This window comes from Nostoc sp. GT001 (assembly GCF_030382115.1).
In the GTDB taxonomy this organism is placed as follows: domain Bacteria; phylum Cyanobacteriota; class Cyanobacteriia; order Cyanobacteriales; family Nostocaceae; genus Nostoc.
Window position 1 is genome coordinate 590,892 of the sequence record NZ_JAUDRJ010000003.1, and the last position, 17,654, is coordinate 608,545.

Here is a 17,654-nt window from a genome sequence, read left to right on the forward strand (position 1 = left end):
CTCCTCAGAGAAGGGCGCAAAGGGAAGAAAGAAGAAAGAGATATATAATTTTCACAAATGATTTAGGACTGCTATAGTATATTTTTTCACAGAAATGTTTATACAAAAATGCATTTTTATGAGCAATTAGCTAAAATATCTTATCAAAATAGACTCTAACTGGACTATGCGAATTGGCTTAACAAGGTAGTCATTAGCGCTACCTGGCAACATGGCAATTTCCTCCTCTAAAGGTTCGCTAAAGGTCGTCATTACAATCGGTAAATGTTCCCGATAAGGCTCTTTTCTAAGGATTTTCAGCAAATTACAGATATGAACATCTTTTTTTACTAACTGCAAATCAAAAAAAACTAAATCTGGTTGGAAGCTTTGTACCTGTTTCAAAAAGTCGTTACTATTATCTATCCACATGACTTGGTAGCCAATTGTGTGGAGATAATCTTGCAACACTGTTGCTGTGTTTTCCTCTTCTTCTACAAGCAAAATAGTTTTATTTGTGGGGATGACTGAAGAAGTAAAATTTGCTTCTTCTTCTGTCTCATCTATCTTATCTATCTCATTTGTCTCATTTTCCCCATTTCCCGGATGCTCTAAATTTGGTAGAAACAGAGTGAATTGACTGCCCTTTCCTAAAGTTGATGTCACGGTAACATCTCCACCATGTAAACGCGCTAATTTCCGCGTCAAGGCTAAACCCAAACCAGTGCCTTCATACTGCCGATTTAACCGGCTGTCAAGCTGTTTAAACGGTTCAAATAGAAATTGAAACTGGCTTGAATCTATACCAATGCCAGTATCTGAAACTGTAAACGTTATCCCTTGTGGCACTTTTTTGACTACCAGCGATACTTCACCTGCTGGGGTAAATTTAATCGCATTGGTCAGCAAGTTGAGTAGCATTTGCTTGATGCGGCGCTCATCAGCAATACAAATATCAGCTTCTTGGTCAATTTCATGTGTGAGTTGCAATCCCTTTTCTGAGGCGCGATCGCGCACTGTCCAGATGGCATAATTACATATATCTGCCACTGATAAAGATGATAGTAACAGCTCCTCTTTACCTGCTTCTACCTTAGATAAGTCAAGGATATCGTTAATCACTGCCAGCAGATGTTCACCACTACTGTATATACAACTTACATATTCGTTCTGCTTTTCATTCAAAGAGCCAACTATTTCTTGTTGCAATAACTGTGATAAACCCATAATCGCATTGAGAGGTGTCCGCAACTCATGACTCATGGTTGCTAAAAATTCAGTTTTTGCTCGACTGGCGGCTTCTGCTGCTTCTTGAGAAGCGCGTAGTTTCAACTCTGTTTGCTTACGTTCAGTAATATCCTCAATCATCGCTAGAAAAAACTCAGGTTTACCATTGCTGCCTGGTATAACAGAAACAGAGATATGAGTCCAAACTAAGCTACCATTTTGATGCTGGCAGCGTCTTTCTATCTCAATACGATGTCTTTCAACAAGCTGTTTCTGATGGTTGGAAGGTTGTAAACCGTCCCTCGAAGTTCTCTTTAAGTCTGTGCGAATTCCTGACATCAGTTGTTTGTAAAGTTTTAAATCCTCCCTTTCTATGGAAATGTAATCTGTAAAGCACTTGCCGTATAACTCTTCTCGGCTATATCCTAAAATCTCGCACAGTGCCAGATTAGTATCGACTATCTGCGCTTTCATATCTATCAGGCCAATACCGATAGACGAACGCTCAAAAATCGCCCGAAATTGTGCCTCACTCTGTCGCAGTGCTTCCTGTACGACGTTTCGCTCGCTTGCTTCTATAGCCAGTGTCACAAAATCTGCAATTGAGCCAGCAAAACTCTCTTCTTCTAAAGTCCATTGGCGACCTTCGCCTATGTGTTCGTGACACACTACGCCTACCAAATGACCCTCTAGCCAAATTGGTGCGTCTAGTATAGATGTGATCCCCAACACTGAAAGATAAGACTCGGATAATTCTTGGGTTCTGGGATCGTTTCTGGCATCATCTGCGGCAATAGTACGTTCCTCTTCTAAAGCCTGGAAATAAGCAGGAAAATCTGTTTTTAAAAGTGAGTTACCAAAGGTATGCTCCTTAGTCTTAACATCATATAAATTAATGCATTCAATTTTTGAACGCTCTTCATTATATAACCATACCCCAACTCGCTCTACTAACAGCGTCTGAGCAGCTGTTTCAGTGATTTCCCTCAATACGGCATTGAGATTACCTTGCTGAAATGTCTTGCTTCTTGCCAGTTGCACCAGCGTCTGGCTTTGTTTTCGCCGACTATTTTCTCTGATTCGTAAAGCCTCTTGGGCCTGGTTCTGCTCTGTAATATCTCTAGCTGACACCACCTGCATTAGTTGCCCTCAAGAAGAAATAATTTGGACTTGCAGTTCTACGGAAAAAGTAAAACTGTCTTTGTATAACTACAATTACTTGATAGGGTTTTTCATAACCGGAAAGTATAATTTTTCTAATCAAATTTTATAATTCTGGCTAATTAGTTATAAGCTAGATTTTGCTGATTATTTCTATTACTTCATACGATTAATTTTTGCCAGGGGATAATTAGCATTTGAAGTAATTTCACTATTAAGTAATTCTACTATCAAGTAGTATAAGTAGTATAGTATTTTTAATTTGGAACTGGGGAGTGGTAAAGATTCTTCCCAATACCCAATCTCCAGTACAATTTCTTGCTTAGTACTGACTAGCAAAATACCCTTGATTCTCCTAGAGAAAGATACCTAATGGCTCAAATTCTGCCAAACTAAAGGTAACGGCAAGCATTTGCGGAGGTGGAGCGATGAAAGATAGTGATGTAAGAATTGTTTCCCTGATTCCCGGTGGAACAGAGATTTTAGCGACACTAGGGTTGGTTAATGCTATTGTGGGGCGATCGCACGAATGTGATTACCCTCCAGAAATTCTCAATCGCCCCATTTGTACCCAAGCACGTTTAAATAATGATGCCTCCAGCAGCCAAATTCACGACGAAGTGAATAATTTATTGCAATCTGCTCTTAGTATTTATGAAATCAAAACAGATGTTTTAGAGAAATTGCAGCCTACCCATATTCTCACTCAAGACCAGTGCGATGTTTGTGCTGTTAGCTTACATGATGTTGAAAAGGCAGTTGCTACACTGATTGACAGTAAACCTCAGATTATTTCTTTACAACCCAATATTCTCACGGATGTTTGGGCTGACATTGAGCGAGTCGGCAATATCTTTGGTGTAGACTCGGTAAAAGTCTTAGAAAATTTAGAAGCTCGCGTCAAAATTTGTCAGCAAAAAATCCAAGGACTTTCTTTAGATGAACTGCCTACTGTCGCCTGTATCGAGTGGACTGATCCTTTGATGGTCGCCGCTAATTGGATTCCTGAATTAGTTAACTTAGCAGGAGGACAGTCTTTATTTTGCGCTACAGGTCAGCCTTCTCCGGTCTTGCCGTGGGAAACACTATTAACAACTAATCCCGATGTAATTGTTTTTATGCCTTGTGGCTTTGATTTAAACCGCACTCGCAAAGAAGCCAATTTATTAACTCAACGTCCAGAATGGGAAAAACTACATGCTACCAAGGCTGGTAGAGTCTACATTACTGACGGCAATTCTTACTTTAATCGTCCAGGGCCGCGACTGGTAGATTCTCTAGAAATTTTGGCAGAAATTTTGCATCCAGAAATTTTTCAATACGGCTACAAAGGAACTGCTTGGGAAGTTTTGTAACTTAACTAGATTAGCCTTTTCAAGGTGGTGAAATTTGGAACGAAGAGTGGTTATTTCGACCTTCAAAAATCCCCAAATCTGGGCGGAGGATTCAAGGTGGTAGCACTGGAACATCGTATCTTCCTTTGTCACCTTGAAAGGGCTAGTTAGCAGAAACTTATGATACCTGTCGAACTTATATTGAAAGAAAAGAAATACCTGTGTCCATTCGGGTGGAGCATTTTGATAAACCCAGTATGACGCTCGAAGCATTCACACGTGAAGTTGAAGCTGCCGTTTGTGATGAGAATGATGTCCACATTCTTAACTTCAATACCCGTATTGCTCATGAAAATCCAAGCTTAGAAGGTGGTCACTTCTCCTTATTGGCAGACTATGAACCGGAAACTCAAGAAATCACCATTGCAGATACAAATCCCAAACGATATACCCGGTTTTGGAAATGCCCAATTGGGCGCATATATGCCGCTTGCGTAGATAAGGATTCTTCATCGAATCGCTCTCGTGGCATGATTGTGCTTCGTAGGAAGGAGAAAGTCAATCTAGCAGGTAATGGGGTGGTTCATCCAGCAGAAATCGCCTTGAACGCTCTCCATTCTGAATAAACTCCTTAAGGAATACTGGGATTACTAACGTCAGTTACGGTGTTTGCTCAGAATCTACCGATGGTTCATTGTTAAATAACAGCAGGCGTGCAGCAAGAATGGCAAATCCTACAGCCGCGATCGCTTTTAAAACACGTGTAGGTAATAATTCGGCTACTGCACCCCCTGCTAACGATCCCAACAGGCTTGTCAACAGCAATGCCCCTGCTGCACCAAAAAATACTGCACGTGGAGAATTAGAACGTCCTGAAAGTGCGATCGCTGCTAGCTGACTTTTGTCACCCAATTCTGATAAAAAAACTGTAATAAAGCTAAGTCCTAATAAATGCCAATCCATATATTTAGGGGAAATGGGGAATAGGGAGCAGGGGGAGATGAGGGAGAATAACTACTAACTTTTAATTCCTAATTCTTAACTAGTAACTTCTAACTCCTAACTCCTAACTTTTAACTAACCTTGGAATACATCCCAAAACAGCATTATAGAAATTACTAACAACATCACGCCTAGCTGATTTTTCTACCGTTTTTGGGCTGAGTCGGCTGGCTATCCAACTACCTAAAAGCACACCTAATAAGCTGGTGGTTATTAGCGCCGCCGCCGAGCCGATAAATACCACCCACGGCGAATGAGATTGTGCGCTCATTAACAAAGTCGATAGCTGAGTCTTATCTCCAATTTCTGCTAGAAAAATGGTTACAAAAGTCGTACCAAAAACTACTAGCGCTGATTGCTGCTTTTGAGGACTATCGGCAATTACAGGCTGAACCAAGGGAGCGATCACGGGAGTTAAGTTAATATCATTGCTATCTTTCAGTTCTAGCTCGATCTCAGTGTGAGATATGCCAGAAATCTCCAAAGGTACAGAGTCAAGTTTCACAAGCAGTAGTTTGGGTTGCTAGGGGCTTTTCATATTTCTATCATTTTCTCAGATTTTTGTCATAAATTGCAACCCCACACAAAAAAAGGAGGGTTGGGTGTCAAAGAAGAGGCAGAGGGGAAAGACTTACTACAACTTCTCCTCTGCTCCCCTGCTTTTTGGTCAAAGGCCAACAGCTTTGTCGAAGCGTAATATTTCTAAACTGCGATCGCCGTATACTCCCTCTATTTGCTGGCGACAGCAGTCAATAGCAAAATCGTTGACTTCTTCTGGTTCAACCCCATACATATCTTGAAACACTTCTGATTCCACACGGCAGAAGCGCGGACGATTAGGGTAGATGCGACATTCTCGCGTGGTATGGTCGAAATTAACGCACCATCCCCCTTCGCCTACCATGCTGAGGTAGAGTTCTAGTTCTGGTGGTGAGAGATACTCTTCCAAGTCTGGACGCTCTGCTGGGTCGAGATTACAGCAGGCTCCACATTGCTTTACACATTGCCAAGTTGACATTTTGGATTAGGGATTGAAGAAGGGAATAGGGGACAGGGAATAGGGTACAGATTATTCCCTGTCACCTCTCCCCTAATCCCAATCCCCCTATTTTACGTTTTTATATCTTTTCTTATAATTTTGTTAAGTAAATTAAATCTAACAGCCATAGCCATATATGATCGATTTCGGGTTTTCTAATTAAGTTATTGAATTTTTTAAGACTATTGGGAGGAGAAAAGGAAAAATGTTTGACTCTTTGTTTAACGCTTTTACCAGTATCAATTGGGAAGTTATTTTCCAATTGCTATCCGTGGCACTAATTGTAATTGCTGGACCAGTGGTAATCTTTTTGCTGGCATTTCGCAACGGCAACCTATAGTAGTGCTGAGTGCTGACTAAGGAGTTAACAGTTAAGAGTTAGGAGTGAGAAGTTAATTAAGAATTCATAACTCATAACTCATAACTCAGCACTCAGTACTGATAACGCCTGAAGGGCAGCTTGAATAATATTGTCATACTGTGGTCGAGAAATATCAACTTCTTTGGCATTTTGACGATTAGTGCCCAGTAAACCAATCATCTGTCCTGGGTGCATGGCTAATACTTTGCCTTCAGAATTTTTAATTCTTAATTCTGCTTCAATACCGTTTTTATAGAAACCACAAGTATATTGTCGCTGGTTGTACTCAAAGGTGGTACTTGACTGGAGAAGTGGCGAAGCAAAAAATTGTTGAATCTGAATTGGCAATCTGACTCCGATTAACTCTAGCTCAATGCTGGTGTTACCGTTAAAGTAATTTTCTCGCAATTTGTAAGCGATATCCACACGCGATGGTAAGCGGAAGTAGTCGCCCCAACGCCAAGCGATCGCTTTTATTTTATACTCCTGATTATCAATAGTTTGGGCAATTGTCAGTTTAATATGACCCTTCCCGACGATTTTTTGCTCAACCACTTGGACATTAGGTGTCCAAAAAACTGGATCGGGGTTGTCCATACCGCAGGGATGTAGAGCATTAAGCTGTTGATAAAGCTGTTGATTAAGATGATTGAGATTGACTTCGGCATCAATTTTCAACAGAGGCTTGAGATGTTGGGGTTCAAGACACTGATTAGCAAACTCAATCAAACGCGATCGCAACACCTGTAAATTCTCTGCTGGTAAAGAGAACCCACTAAGCTGCTTTGTGTCCACCAAATTTCCCTAGTAAATCGTGACAATATTCCAAAGCTTCAAATACATGAAACTCTGGAATTGAGCGTGCTGAACCGCGTATATGTTCCTCATCTTCATAAGTCCCGATAAATACAGGAACACCGTAGCGTTCCACCAAGCGGGAGGCGACAATCCCAATAACGCCGTGATGCCAATTAGGTTGAACAACAATTAATACACGGTCTTTTTGTAGAGATGTAACAAATTCTGCCTCCACATAAGCGATCGCTTCTTGTTCAATTTGCTGACACATTTCCTGACGAGAAGCGTTGATTTGTTCGCACTGCATTGCTCTTTCCAGCGCTACTCCCATATCATCTGTAGTCAGCAATTCAATCACAGTCTGGGGATTACCAATCCGACCGATAGCATTAATTCGCGGCCCCAAGCGAAACCCGATATCTTCAGGCTTTAGCGATTTTGGATTTTGGATTTTGGATTTTGGATTGGAGCTTTTCTCCTCTGCTCCCTTGCTCCCCTGCTCCCCTGCTCCCTCATCTCTCGCCTGCACACCACCTACCTGAATCAACGCCTGTATCCCAGCTAAGTTGGATTTGGGTAAATGCTGTAAACCACGTTTCACCCAACGGCGATTTACACCAGTTAAAGGGGCTAAATCTGCGATCGTTCCCAGTGTAAATAATGCTAGCATTGGCTGGATTAAGCCCTTAGTTTGGCCTAACTGTTGTGCTAGAGAAACTGCCAAGATGTAGGCAACACCAACACCAGCAACACCCCGATAAGGTGAGGATTCAGCTATTAGTTTGGGGTTAAGGATAGCGTTAGCTGGCGGCAATTTTTGGGGGATATCATGATGATCGGTGATGATTACTGCAACACCAAGTTCTCTAGCCCTAGCAACTGGTTCAAACGCAGAGATACCATTATCTACAGTCAGAATTAGCCCCACACCTTCGCTGTGAAATTCTTCAACTATGCGTTTATTAATACCGTAACCTTCGTGCATCCGGCTGGGGATAGCATAATCTACTTGTGCGCCTAAAGTGCGGAGACTACGCAAAAGTAGAGCAGTGCTGGTCATTCCATCAGCATCATAATCACCACAAATCGCAATTTTTGTTTGAGAAGCGATCGCATTTTCCAACAACTCTAAACTAATCGCTAAATCTGGGAAATCTTCCAAAGGCGAAGGCAAAACTAAAGACTCTGGATCTAAAAATTCTTGTACCTGTTCTGGTGTTTCCAAACCACGATTAATCAACAACTGGCTAACAATGGGTGAAATATTTGTCAAAACCGCCAGATTTTGGGCAAATTCTGGTTTTTGCGGATAAATCTGCCAGCGCTGATCGGGTAAGCGTCGGCGAGGCTTTGATAGTTCAGATACAGGTCGGTCTAGCACAATAAAAGTTAGGAGTTAAAAGTTAGGAGTTTTGAATTAAAAGTTATTTCTTAACTCATAACTCCTAACTCCTAACTTGTCTGTTAAAACACGTTTATCTTACCATCATCCATAATATACAACGAGCGATCGCCCGGAGAGCGCCAAGTCGGACGGAGTTCGAGTCGCAATGTACCAAAGTTAAGTTTAGAGACAATTGCTTGTAGTGATAAACCTTTTTCGCTCCAAAATATCAAAGATGTATTTGGTTCTGTACCTTCTATTTGTCCTAAATTTAATTTCTGCCCTGGACTCAAGGATATTGCATCAGTCCCGGAGGGTTTTTGAATTTTAATCAGATTAGGTGTGCTATTTACAACTTCAACTCGGATATGTTGCCCAGGTGTAAACTGAATTGGGTGCGACCCACACTTAGAAGCACAAGTTCGAGCTAATGTAGCACTGGGATTATTGATTGATGCAACTAAAATGGTAGCTGTAACTAAAGCCAAGGACAAAAGTTTAAACATAATACACAGTATAAGTACTAGTCCTAAATATTACTTCAGCTTCGGACTATTAAGCCTCAGCATATTTTCCAGAATTAAGCTAATGCAAAGCAACATCAGCCCATCACAAAGTTGGACTGGTGTAAGCCATAATCAAGACAGAATTAGGAATCAGAAACATAGAAGTGAATCATGCACATCCTATCCCTTCATTATCCCGATGACTTACTTATTACCTCCGGTAAATCACCCCAAGCGTTAGAAGCAGAACTCACATTTTTGCTCGCAGTCAAACTATTTGAGCTACGCAGACTCCAGCACTTCCGGCAGCTATGAGGTACATTTTAAAACCTGAAAGCTATGCTAGGAGAGGAGCAAGGATAAAAACTGTATTACATAATAGCGGGAAGCGCTGTATCGCTTGGTAAAGCCGCCGCCTTTTGCAGCATGAACAAACCGCAGTTCATGTACGAACTAGGACGTTTGCAAATCCCTGTTATCAACTTAGATGATGACCAAATCGCCGACGAATTGCGCGATGATTAACTCTGTTATCGTTGCCGATAGCAGCCCCCTCATTTCCTTGGCAATTATCGCGCAACTGGAACTTTTACCCCAACTTTATCAGCGAATATTACTTCCCACATAAAACTCAAACAAAATTTTTTGAGTGTTATGCAGCATAGAGTGACTCTCCTATGCATTATGGATTGAGTCTGTAGTGCGATCGCTATTTTAGTGAGTCTGGTATCACAAAACAAAACCCTGTACAAAGTTTTACTTTATTGTACAAGGTTGTCTATTATCCTAAATACTTAGAACAGGCTCTTTAACCAAACCGTCCACTGATATAATCTTCAGCTTCTTTGGTTTGAGGAGAACTGAACATTTGCGCTGTCGGATTAAACTCAACTAATTTGCCGCGACGTTTGCCATACTCGTCAATTTCCGTATTGAAGAAAGCTGTGAAATCTGCGACTCTAGAAGCTTGCTGCATATTGTGTGTCACCATGATGATGGTGTATTGCTCCTTAAGTTCTAAGCAGAGTTCTTCTACTTGGCGGCTAGAAATCGGGTCGAGAGCAGAACATGGTTCATCCATTAATAATACATCTGGCTTCATGGCGATCGCACGAGCAATGCAAAGTCGTTGCTGTTGTCCGCCAGATAATGCAGTTCCCTTCTCTTTGAGTTTGTCTTTGACTTCATCCCAAATAGCAGCGCGTCTGAGGGAATCTTCCACCAATTCATCAACGTTACCTTTGTAACCGTTAGCAAGGGGAGCAAAGGCAATATTTTCGTATATTGACTTAGGGAAAGGATTCGGTCTTTGAAAAACCATTCCGATTTGGCGGCGTAATTTGACCGAATTTATCTTAGGATCATAGATATTGCGATCGCGATAATTCAGTCTACCTTCAACCTTAGCACCAGGGATTAAATCATTCATCCGGTTGAAGCAACGCAATAAGGTACTTTTACCGCATCCTGAAGGGCCAATAAAAGCAATAATTTGTTTATCAGGAATTTTTAGGTAGACATCTATAAGTGCTAGAAATCCTCCATAATAGACTTTCACACCTTCAACATTAAATACAGAATTATCTTTGTCTATTGTGGCACTATCTGATTGACTTCTACTATTGCTATAAGTCATTTTTCGTATCTCCTAATATCTGTGAATGTATTAAATTAGATATTTAATTATCTAACGGATTGAGAAGCGTTGTCGGATATAAATTGCTACACCATTTAAAGCTAAAATCAAGAGTAACAACGCAATAATTGTTGCTGCTGCTGCACTAGCAAAACCCGGTTCAGGACGAGTGATATAACTGTAAATTTGAATGGGTAATGCCATAAATCTCTGGAACAAACCAGGGTCAAAAGTAAGAAAACCTACAGCACCGACAACAATTAGAGATGCTGCATCACCAATAGCACGAGATACAGAGATAATCACCCCTGTCAAAATACCAGGAACAGCATAAGGTATGACATGACTGCTAATAGTTTTCCATTTGGTGACACCTAAGCCGTAAGAAGCATTTCTCAAAGAATCCGGGACAGCGCGAATTGCTTCTCTAGAGGTGACAATAATGACTGGTAAAGACAGCAAAGATAAAGTCAATGCACCAGAAATCAAAGCAGGGCCAAACCCAAGCAAATAATTAAAAACTCCTAAACCCAGCAACCCATAGACGATAGAAGGTACACCCGCCAGATTACTGATATTAATCTCAATAATCGCTGTCCACCAAGCTTTGGGTGCATACTCTTCGAGATATAAAGCTGCTCCTACACCAATTGGGACGGTGACAAAAATCACAACAAGTCCCAACAAAATGCTGCTAACAATAGCAGGACGGATACCACCTTGGTCAGGAAAACGAGAAGGGGTATCTGTGAGAAATCCTGGGGACAAAAATCTACCTAATCCGTCTCCCAAAATATCGAAAAGGAGCAAAGCTAGGACAAATATCCCAATCATCAAACCGAATAGAAAAATTACTTCAAATACTTTTCCTAAACTCTCCCTTTTGTCAACATTATCAGTAAATTCTGCCCCAGATGCAAAGGAATCATTTTCTTGATAACTAGTAGCCATATTTTATTACTCGTATTTTTCCTTATAACGATTAGCAATCCAGTAACTAACAATATTCAAAGATAGGGTAATCAAAAACAAAACCGCACCTACAGCATATAAAGTCTTGAAATTGAGACTTCCACGCGGACTATCTCCACCAGAAATTTGTGCCATATAAGCAGTCATCGTTGCGATTGATTCTGCAAAGCTAATAGTCAGCTTTGGCTGTAGTCCGGCGGCGATGAGGACAGTCATTGTTTCACCCACAGCGCGAGAAATACCCAAAATAATCGAGGCGATAATTCCCGAAAGTGCGGCTGGTAAAACTACTTTAAAAATAGTTTCTAGTTTAGTGATACCTAAAGCATAAGCTCCTTCGCGCAAAGAACGCGGAACTGATTTAATAGCATCTAAGCTAATAGAACCAACGGTGGGAGTAATCATAATTCCCATCATTACCCCCGCACTTAAGGAATTGAATATTTCTAAAGGGATAATATGCCGCAGCAATGGTGTCAGAAACAATAGTGCAAAGTAACCATATACTACAGTTGGAATTCCTGCTAAAAGTTCCACGGCTGGGCGTAAAACTGCTGCTACTTTGGGTTGAGCATATTCACTCAAATAAATGGCAGAAGATAAACCCAAAGGAATCGCCACTGACATAGCAATAGCTGTAGTCAAGAAAGTGCCATTAATTAAAGGCCAAATGCCAAAATGCCTCTCTGCAAATAGAGGTGTCCATTTAGTATCAAGAAAGAATTGAGCAAAGGAAACTTCTTGGAAAAAACCAAATGTCTCCTGAAAAATAATTATGACAATACCAAAGGTAGTCAAAATAGAAACTAAAGCACAAGCAAATAAAATCGTTCCCACAATCCTTTCTGATATATCTTCAGATATATCTTTGTCTAGTGATTGTCTGGGTAGTAAATAAGGATCGTCTTGAGAAGTGGAATTTTGCATAAACAGTGAAGTTGTGACTACAAATCAAGTTACAAATGGTCAATAATTATTTGATGCTACAACCCTCCAGATTCCCCCAAATTTATCTGCGGCATCAATCCAAAATCCAAAATCTAAAATCTAAAATTTTTTGACTGGGTATTTATCTAAAGAAAGTTTGTAATTGGTTCACCTGGTTTAGCTTTTTGAAATTTTGTCCCAGTTTCACCAGCAGCAAATTTTTGTTTTACCTTGACGTAAGCTTCATCAGGTAGTGCTACATATCCAGCACCATCTACCCACTTCCAAGAATTTTCTAGATAAAAATCTACAAATTCTTTGACTGCTGGTTTGTTATCTAAAGATATCTTACTGACATATATAAACAGGGGACGAGACAAAGGTGTGTAGGTATTTTTGAGGACATTATCCAACGGAACTGGTTTTTTGCATTCTCCTTTGAGATTTTCGATAGCAACTAAATTGAGCTTTTCCTGGTTTTGAATGTAGTAAGATATCCCTACATAAGCCAATGCTGATTCATCTCCAGAAACACCTTGCACTAGCAGATTTTGATTATGGCTAGGAGTGTAGTCAGTGCGGCCATTCTTGGCTTTACCAGTAACGGCTTGAGTTAAATAATCAAAAGTTCCCGTATCAGAAGCCGGAGCATAAAGCTTCAATGGTAGCTTAGGAAATTTAGGATTAACTTGATCCCAAGTCAAGATTTTGCCGTCTGATTTAGCACTCCAAATTGTGTTCATTTCCTTAATGGTTAGACATTTAGCAAAATCGTTCTTACTATTTGCAATTACAGCTACGCCGTCTAAACCTATCGGTAACTCCACAAACTCAATGTTCTTACTTTTACATTTTTTAATTTCTTCATTTCTGATGGTACGAGAAGCACCAACAACATCAATATCGCCATTACAAAATTTACTGAAACCGCCACCAGTACCACTGGAAGCAACACTAACTTTCGCGTCAGATTTCACCTTCTGGTATTCTTCTGCAACTGCTAAAGAAATAGGAAAACCCACGGCTGCACCATCAATACTCACCTGACTTTTCAATTCTTGTCCACCGTTACAAGCAGTGATGCTACTGGCAAGAACCATTAAAGATGTGAAGAAAAAGCTATCTTTAAATCTGCGATGAAAGCTCATAAATTATCAATTGAGATAAAGTGACTATACAAATAATGCTGCTTCAAAAAGTAAAGTTTATGCTTTGCTAGCAGCTTGAACTTTGTCAAAAATTGCCCCATCTTCAAAAAACTTTTTCTGGATAAGCTCCCAACCACCTAAATCTTGGGAGGTAAATAAAGTTTTAATTGGCGGCTGTTTTGACGCTACTTCTTGAGTGACAGTGGGGTTAACAGGACGATACTGTAATTTAGCAAATTCCCGTTGAGCTTCTGTTGAGTAAAGAAAATTAACAAATGCTTGTGCAACTTCTCTTGTACCGTGTTTATCAACGTTTTTATCAACTAGAGCCACAGGATTATCGATGGAAATATTAACTTGAGGTACAACATAAGGCAGTTTCAATCCACCTATTTGCGCCAAAATTACCTCATTTTCGTAGTTAATTAAGACATCTCCCTCGCCTTTTTTGAAGAATGAATCGCTAGCTTCACGGGCATCTTTCGTCAATACCGGGATGTTCTTATAAACTTTGGTGACATAATCTAATGCTGCGGTTTCGTCACCACCTGTTAAACTCACAGAACTCCAAAAAGCTAAGAATTCCCAGATAGCAATACCAGAAGTTTTTGGGTTAGCTGCAATTATTTTCACGCCATCTTTTGCTAAGTCTGCCCAAGTCTGAATGTTTTTGGGATTACCTTCACGAGTAACGATCGCAGCTACAGATTTACTGACAATACCATTTCTCGGATATCTGGTTTCCCAACCTGACTTAATCAAATCGGCTTGCTGAATTTTGATCACATCTAGGGGAAGTGCCAAATGTACTATATCTGCTTCTTGCGAACCGTCAATTACTGTAGCCGCTTGAGCGCCAGAACCCCCATAAGTCGCCTCAATCGTGACGTTTTGGTTGTGTTCTTTCTTCCAGCTTTCGACAAATTTGGGAATTATCTGGTCATGTGCAGCTTTGGTGACGGAGAAAGAAGCGAGTTTTAACTTAACATCATTTTTGCTAGCTGAACTACTTCCAGAACAGGAGGCAACAGCCATACTCAAAAAAGTACCTATTAGAAATAGACTTACAAAGCTTTGCACAGTGTGTCTATTCAACCAACTTCTAATTGTGTGTTGATAGCAGAATTTTATAGTCCGCAAGGCTTTTATGGCATAAGCCTGTATCCCTTCACTTAGGAATTTACTTAATTGTGTTGGTTGTTGCGACTTGCTCATCAGAATTTACCCCTAAATCTACGGTATTTCTAGATGTATACCGTAATTAAAAGAATTATAGGGTATATAGAATAATATTCATCATCTGGATTAATTTTTTTTTACTAGGTGAGCAATTTGCCATCAAAAGTCTGATTTAGCAAGGAATTTCAAGAAACGGGTTTTTTCTGCTGGAAAGGGAGACACTCTGATTGCACACATACATGAAATTTGCCAAAAAGATGTAATAAGTAATACAGAATAATAATATAAACTCAAATTTTTTTAGCCAATAAAGCTTTTTTTAAAACAAAGTAGCTGTACTACAGCATCTTGAGTATCATATTTTGCGATCGCACTCATTGCAATAACTTCCCTTCCTGTGACGCCTGGGAATTGACTTATATCTCAACTGCAACTCGTTGAATACCAACAAAGTCGAGTGAATCCTGCTGTTCTTCCTCAAATTCTAAACAAAGTTCAATTGCTTCTTTAATGCGTTCCACTAACTCATCTAAAGTTAGCGATCGCTTAATTGTAGAAATACTCATACAGATTTTTTGCTACTCTAACCAGTTCTCTAATTGCAAATCAAGTATATTTTCAAAATCCTTGATATTGTTCGTAACCAAAATATCATTACGAGAGCGGACAACGGCAGCAATTAGTGCATCTACTTCTCCTGTTGGTCTACCAATTTGCCTCAATTCACTTTGAATTTTACCAAATTCTCTTGCAGCATCTATATCAAATGGCTCAATGGGTAATAGCTCAGTTAGTTGTGCTAGTGTTTCTAAATTTTTTTCAACTTGTTTAGAACAGTAAACACCTTTGTAAAGTTATGAAACTACTATTGTAGATAGATAGCATTGGCTGAAATAGCGATTAAATATAGGTACTGCTTTGGTATTGCCATTAAGCAATGCAATACAAATGTTAGTATCTAGAAGATACATTAGCCTTTCTTCTATTTATCTATTTTTATCTATTGAGTCTATCACCCTTCCTTGGTAAGGATGACGTTGCTGGTCAATTTCAGCAAATATATGTATCAACTCTGGTTGGTCTTGCCAAACTCCAAATAATTTATTCAATTTTGCAAGCCTTTCTTCATCTGTCAAGTCTAGTTTTGCTACGACAGGTTCAGTAGAAGTAAGCTCTAGATTAACGATTATTTCTGCTCCATCAGGAATACTGTGAATTTGCTCTAATAATTCAATAGTTTGACCGCGTTTTATTCCCCTAATCTTCATTTTATACTTACTCCTGTAATCACTACTATTCAAATCTCAGACATTTTCTCATCACTTAATGCTAACTGATGTAGCGGCTGGTTGTCAGATATTGACTCTCCTGGTAGAACAGATAATCAGGCGATAAGATTTAAGTACTCACCAACTGAGTCAGACCCTTCAATATACGTAGCACGTGGTACAATTCATTTCCAGGGTTTAGTATCAAAAAAACCTTTGATAAAGCATAACGCGGTGGATTTCCTGTCACTAATTTGACGAAAATACACTCGCTTACCGTGGCAATTCCATAAGAATTGTTAATTGCGAATTACGAATTACGAATTACGAATTATTTGCTGCTTCCAGCCAAACTTCCACTTCATCTGCTAGTAACTTCTGCGCTGCATCCATCATTGATGTTGCAATATCTTTGAGGTCTTCGCGGTTGTTCAAGTAAGTTTTTAACGCTTCCATTGGGTCGATGCTGCTACTCGCACTCAATTCAGGAATTCGGGGTCTGGCTAATTGACTCACTAATTCTGCTTGAATGGTGTAGGTGTGAGCGGGACTTAAAGCAGTATGTAGAGAGGAACTGTCAATTAAATCCATCTGTTCAGAGCGGAGTTTGTAAATTAGCCGCACTACAGCATCTTCAATATCATACTTGGCGATCGCTTTCATTAACACCGCTTGCGGATCATCTGCTTTCGAGATATCCATCTCAATGGTTTGGAAAGTCCGAACTGTTAAGGGACAAAATTCCCACTTAGCGCTTCCCCGCTCCAGTTCCAGCATCACATAGCCTTTGTCTTCTTTTTCTTCGCTAAAATCTACCCGCTCAATACTCCCTGGATAAATCACTAGTGGGTTGTTCGATTTATTCAGATTTTGATGGCGGTGGACGTGTCCCAAGGCTACATAATCAAAACAAGGTCGCGTCAACAAAGATAGTGGTAGAGTAAAGCCTTTACCTACTGCCAAAAAGCGTTCTGCGCCCAAGGTTGCATTGTCAGCCATCAAGTGAGCCAAAAGAATAGTAGGCACATTAGGGTCAAGACGGCGAACCTCCCCTTCTAAAACAACTCGCAGACGTTCTGTTAATAGTTGGTTGACTTCCGCCAAAGATAAACCTTCTGTCTCTTGGCGAGTCATAAGAGTGGAACGGGTCAGCCAAGGCAGGGTGATTACTTGCACTTTGCCATTACGGGTTTGGATGTAGTGAGTAGTTAATGTATCACCAACAACAAACCCTGGCACTCCCAAAGTGCGGTAAATATTTAAACTCGCTCCTCCCTGTCCTTGGGAATGTTGGTCGTGATTGCCTACCAACAGCACTGTTGGAATATTGGCATCCATAAGACGGCGAAACTGGTTGGCAAAAGCATGTTGTACATAAGGTGGTGGTGTAGCATCCGGGAAAGCATCGCCACCAAATATCACCATATCGACTGCATCTGTCAGCGCTCGGTCAATACATATAGAGAGAGTATTGACAAAATCCTCCAATCGTGTATTTAATCCAGTTGCGGGATTAATTCGTCCGTGGGAGAAGCCGCTTCCCATGTGGATGTCGGAGAGATGGAGGATCTTAATCATATTTATCCTTTGTTCTTTGTCTACATATTAATGACAAATAGCTATTGAGAACTATCTAAATGTCTCAAACTTACCAATTACTGACCATATCTATGCGTGTTTATTGATGCTTTTGTATATTTTATTGCAATAATTTATGAAGTTTGTACAAAATT

At 40.2% G+C, this 17,654-nt stretch carries 18 protein-coding genes and 3 pseudogenes; 6 read left to right on the forward strand and 15 right to left on the reverse strand.

The window, feature by feature from the left end; translation table 11 throughout:
- Positions 1 to 126: 126 nt before the first annotated feature.
- The gene (locus tag QUD05_RS05415) at positions 127 to 2,346 is read right to left on the reverse strand and encodes a hybrid sensor histidine kinase/response regulator (protein WP_289795192.1); all 2,220 of its coding nucleotides are present in this window, start codon (positions 2,344 to 2,346) and stop codon (positions 127 to 129) included.
- Positions 2,347 to 2,795: 449 nt separating this feature from the next.
- Here QUD05_RS05415 and QUD05_RS05420 point away from each other — a divergent pair, with 449 nt between their 5' ends.
- Together QUD05_RS05420 and QUD05_RS05425 are read left to right on the forward strand one after the other, a co-directional pair.
- Entirely contained in the window at positions 2,796 to 3,722 is a 927-nt protein-coding gene (locus QUD05_RS05420; RefSeq protein ID WP_289795193.1) for a cobalamin-binding protein, read from the forward strand.
- Positions 3,723 to 3,922: 200 nt separating this feature from the next.
- Complete coding sequence (locus QUD05_RS05425) at positions 3,923 to 4,327, forward strand: phytochelatin synthase family protein (RefSeq protein ID WP_289795194.1); 405 nt, start codon at positions 3,923 to 3,925, stop codon at positions 4,325 to 4,327.
- Between the two features lie 34 nt (positions 4,328 to 4,361).
- Here QUD05_RS05425 and QUD05_RS05430 read toward each other — a convergent pair whose 3' ends face one another.
- The 3 genes and pseudogenes from QUD05_RS05430 to QUD05_RS05440 all read right to left on the reverse strand — a co-directional run bounded on the left by QUD05_RS05430 (position 4,362) and on the right by QUD05_RS05440 (position 5,721).
- Positions 4,362 to 4,664 carry a TMEM165/GDT1 family protein gene (locus tag QUD05_RS05430; protein ID WP_104907910.1) on the reverse strand — a complete coding sequence of 101 codons (303 nt, stop codon included), beginning with the start codon at positions 4,662 to 4,664 and terminating at the stop codon, positions 4,362 to 4,364.
- Between the two features lie 114 nt (positions 4,665 to 4,778).
- Positions 4,779 to 5,208 (reverse strand): annotated as a pseudogene (locus QUD05_RS05435) (TMEM165/GDT1 family protein).
- A gap of 162 nt (positions 5,209 to 5,370) precedes the next feature.
- The gene (locus QUD05_RS05440) at positions 5,371 to 5,721 is read right to left on the reverse strand and encodes a YkgJ family cysteine cluster protein (protein ID WP_104907911.1); all 351 of its coding nucleotides are present in this window, start codon (positions 5,719 to 5,721) and stop codon (positions 5,371 to 5,373) included.
- Between the two features lie 226 nt (positions 5,722 to 5,947).
- Between QUD05_RS05440 and psb30 the strand changes: the two genes are divergently transcribed.
- A complete protein-coding gene (gene psb30, locus QUD05_RS05445) occupies positions 5,948 to 6,082 on the forward strand; it encodes a photosystem II reaction center protein Ycf12/Psb30 (protein ID WP_199784655.1) in 135 nt (44 codons plus the stop codon).
- A gap of 78 nt (positions 6,083 to 6,160) precedes the next feature.
- Here psb30 and QUD05_RS05450 read toward each other — a convergent pair.
- Positions 6,161 to 8,282: pseudogene (locus QUD05_RS05450) on the reverse strand (single-stranded-DNA-specific exonuclease RecJ).
- Positions 8,283 to 8,365: 83 nt separating this feature from the next.
- Positions 8,366 to 8,791, reverse strand: coding sequence for a hypothetical protein (locus tag QUD05_RS05455; protein ID WP_289795195.1), 426 nt, complete (start codon positions 8,789 to 8,791; stop codon positions 8,366 to 8,368).
- 171 nt (positions 8,792 to 8,962) lie between these two features.
- On the opposite strand from QUD05_RS05455, the gene QUD05_RS05460 reads away from it, so the two are divergent.
- The 3 genes from QUD05_RS05460 (at position 8,963) to QUD05_RS34300 (ending at position 9,419) form a co-directional block, all read left to right on the forward strand.
- Positions 8,963 to 9,106, forward strand: coding sequence for a hypothetical protein (locus QUD05_RS05460; RefSeq protein ID WP_289795196.1), 144 nt, complete (start codon positions 8,963 to 8,965; stop codon positions 9,104 to 9,106).
- Positions 9,107 to 9,169: 63 nt separating this feature from the next.
- Positions 9,170 to 9,316 (forward strand): UPF0175 family protein, encoded by a 147-nt coding sequence (locus QUD05_RS05465; protein ID WP_289799886.1) that lies wholly within the window; start codon positions 9,170 to 9,172, stop codon positions 9,314 to 9,316.
- Positions 9,309 to 9,419 carry a PIN domain-containing protein gene (locus QUD05_RS34300; RefSeq protein WP_502911381.1) on the forward strand — a complete coding sequence of 37 codons (111 nt, stop codon included), beginning with the start codon at positions 9,309 to 9,311 and terminating at the stop codon, positions 9,417 to 9,419. The genes QUD05_RS05465 and QUD05_RS34300 overlap by 8 nt, the downstream gene beginning before the upstream one ends.
- 180 nt (positions 9,420 to 9,599) lie before the next feature.
- Here the strand turns inward: QUD05_RS34300 and pstB are convergent, their stop codons facing one another.
- From pstB to sbcD, 9 genes and pseudogenes are all read right to left on the reverse strand, one after another.
- Positions 9,600 to 10,427 carry a phosphate ABC transporter ATP-binding protein PstB gene (gene pstB / locus QUD05_RS05470; protein WP_289795197.1) on the reverse strand — a complete coding sequence of 276 codons (828 nt, stop codon included), beginning with the start codon at positions 10,425 to 10,427 and terminating at the stop codon, positions 9,600 to 9,602.
- Positions 10,428 to 10,478: 51 nt separating this feature from the next.
- On the reverse strand, positions 10,479 to 11,378 hold the full coding sequence (pstA, locus tag QUD05_RS05475; protein WP_069068680.1) for a phosphate ABC transporter permease PstA: 900 nt from the start codon (positions 11,376 to 11,378) through the stop codon (positions 10,479 to 10,481).
- A 6-nt stretch (positions 11,379 to 11,384) separates the two neighbouring features.
- The gene (pstC, locus tag QUD05_RS05480; protein WP_289795198.1) at positions 11,385 to 12,326 is read right to left on the reverse strand and encodes a phosphate ABC transporter permease subunit PstC; all 942 of its coding nucleotides are present in this window, start codon (positions 12,324 to 12,326) and stop codon (positions 11,385 to 11,387) included.
- A 146-nt stretch (positions 12,327 to 12,472) separates the two neighbouring features.
- Positions 12,473 to 13,474 carry a PstS family phosphate ABC transporter substrate-binding protein gene (locus tag QUD05_RS05485; protein ID WP_289795199.1) on the reverse strand — a complete coding sequence of 334 codons (1,002 nt, stop codon included), beginning with the start codon at positions 13,472 to 13,474 and terminating at the stop codon, positions 12,473 to 12,475.
- Between the two features lie 57 nt (positions 13,475 to 13,531).
- Positions 13,532 to 14,689: a sulfate ABC transporter substrate-binding protein gene (locus QUD05_RS05490; RefSeq protein ID WP_289795200.1), complete on the reverse strand. Its 1,158-nt coding sequence runs from the start codon at positions 14,687 to 14,689 to the stop codon at positions 13,532 to 13,534.
- Between the two features lie 380 nt (positions 14,690 to 15,069).
- Complete coding sequence (locus tag QUD05_RS05495) at positions 15,070 to 15,219, reverse strand: hypothetical protein (RefSeq protein WP_289795201.1); 150 nt, start codon at positions 15,217 to 15,219, stop codon at positions 15,070 to 15,072.
- Between the two features lie 12 nt (positions 15,220 to 15,231).
- Positions 15,232 to 15,624: pseudogene (locus tag QUD05_RS05500) on the reverse strand (type II toxin-antitoxin system VapC family toxin).
- A gap of 15 nt (positions 15,625 to 15,639) precedes the next feature.
- Complete coding sequence (locus QUD05_RS05505) at positions 15,640 to 15,921, reverse strand: hypothetical protein (protein WP_289795202.1); 282 nt, start codon at positions 15,919 to 15,921, stop codon at positions 15,640 to 15,642.
- Positions 15,922 to 16,245: 324 nt separating this feature from the next.
- A complete protein-coding gene (gene sbcD, locus QUD05_RS05510; RefSeq protein ID WP_289795203.1) occupies positions 16,246 to 17,499 on the reverse strand; it encodes an exonuclease subunit SbcD in 1,254 nt (417 codons plus the stop codon).
- Positions 17,500 to 17,654: the final 155 nt, after the last annotated feature.

Coding starts and splice junctions, on each gene's coding strand:
- QUD05_RS05415 (WP_289795192.1), bottom strand. CDS start 2,346: ATGCAGGTGGTGTCAGCTAGAGATATTACAGAGCAGAACCAGGCCCAA.
- QUD05_RS05420 (WP_289795193.1), top strand. CDS start 2,796: ATGAAAGATAGTGATGTAAGAATTGTTTCCCTGATTCCCGGTGGAACA.
- QUD05_RS05430 (WP_104907910.1), bottom strand. CDS start 4,664: ATGGATTGGCATTTATTAGGACTTAGCTTTATTACAGTTTTTTTATCA.
- QUD05_RS05440 (WP_104907911.1), bottom strand. CDS start 5,721: ATGTCAACTTGGCAATGTGTAAAGCAATGTGGAGCCTGCTGTAATCTC.
- psb30 (WP_199784655.1), top strand. CDS start 5,948: ATGTTTGACTCTTTGTTTAACGCTTTTACCAGTATCAATTGGGAAGTT.
- QUD05_RS05455 (WP_289795195.1), bottom strand. CDS start 8,791: ATGTTTAAACTTTTGTCCTTGGCTTTAGTTACAGCTACCATTTTAGTT.
- QUD05_RS05460 (WP_289795196.1), top strand. CDS start 8,963: ATGCACATCCTATCCCTTCATTATCCCGATGACTTACTTATTACCTCC.
- QUD05_RS34300 (WP_502911381.1), top strand. CDS start 9,309: ATGATTAACTCTGTTATCGTTGCCGATAGCAGCCCCCTCATTTCCTTG.
- pstB (WP_289795197.1), bottom strand. CDS start 10,427: ATGACTTATAGCAATAGTAGAAGTCAATCAGATAGTGCCACAATAGAC.
- pstA (WP_069068680.1), bottom strand. CDS start 11,378: ATGGCTACTAGTTATCAAGAAAATGATTCCTTTGCATCTGGGGCAGAA.
- pstC (WP_289795198.1), bottom strand. CDS start 12,326: ATGCAAAATTCCACTTCTCAAGACGATCCTTATTTACTACCCAGACAA.
- QUD05_RS05485 (WP_289795199.1), bottom strand. CDS start 13,474: ATGAGCTTTCATCGCAGATTTAAAGATAGCTTTTTCTTCACATCTTTA.
- QUD05_RS05490 (WP_289795200.1), bottom strand. CDS start 14,689: ATGAGCAAGTCGCAACAACCAACACAATTAAGTAAATTCCTAAGTGAA.
- QUD05_RS05495 (WP_289795201.1), bottom strand. CDS start 15,219: ATGAGTATTTCTACAATTAAGCGATCGCTAACTTTAGATGAGTTAGTG.
- QUD05_RS05505 (WP_289795202.1), bottom strand. CDS start 15,921: ATGAAGATTAGGGGAATAAAACGCGGTCAAACTATTGAATTATTAGAG.
- sbcD (WP_289795203.1), bottom strand. CDS start 17,499: ATGATTAAGATCCTCCATCTCTCCGACATCCACATGGGAAGCGGCTTC.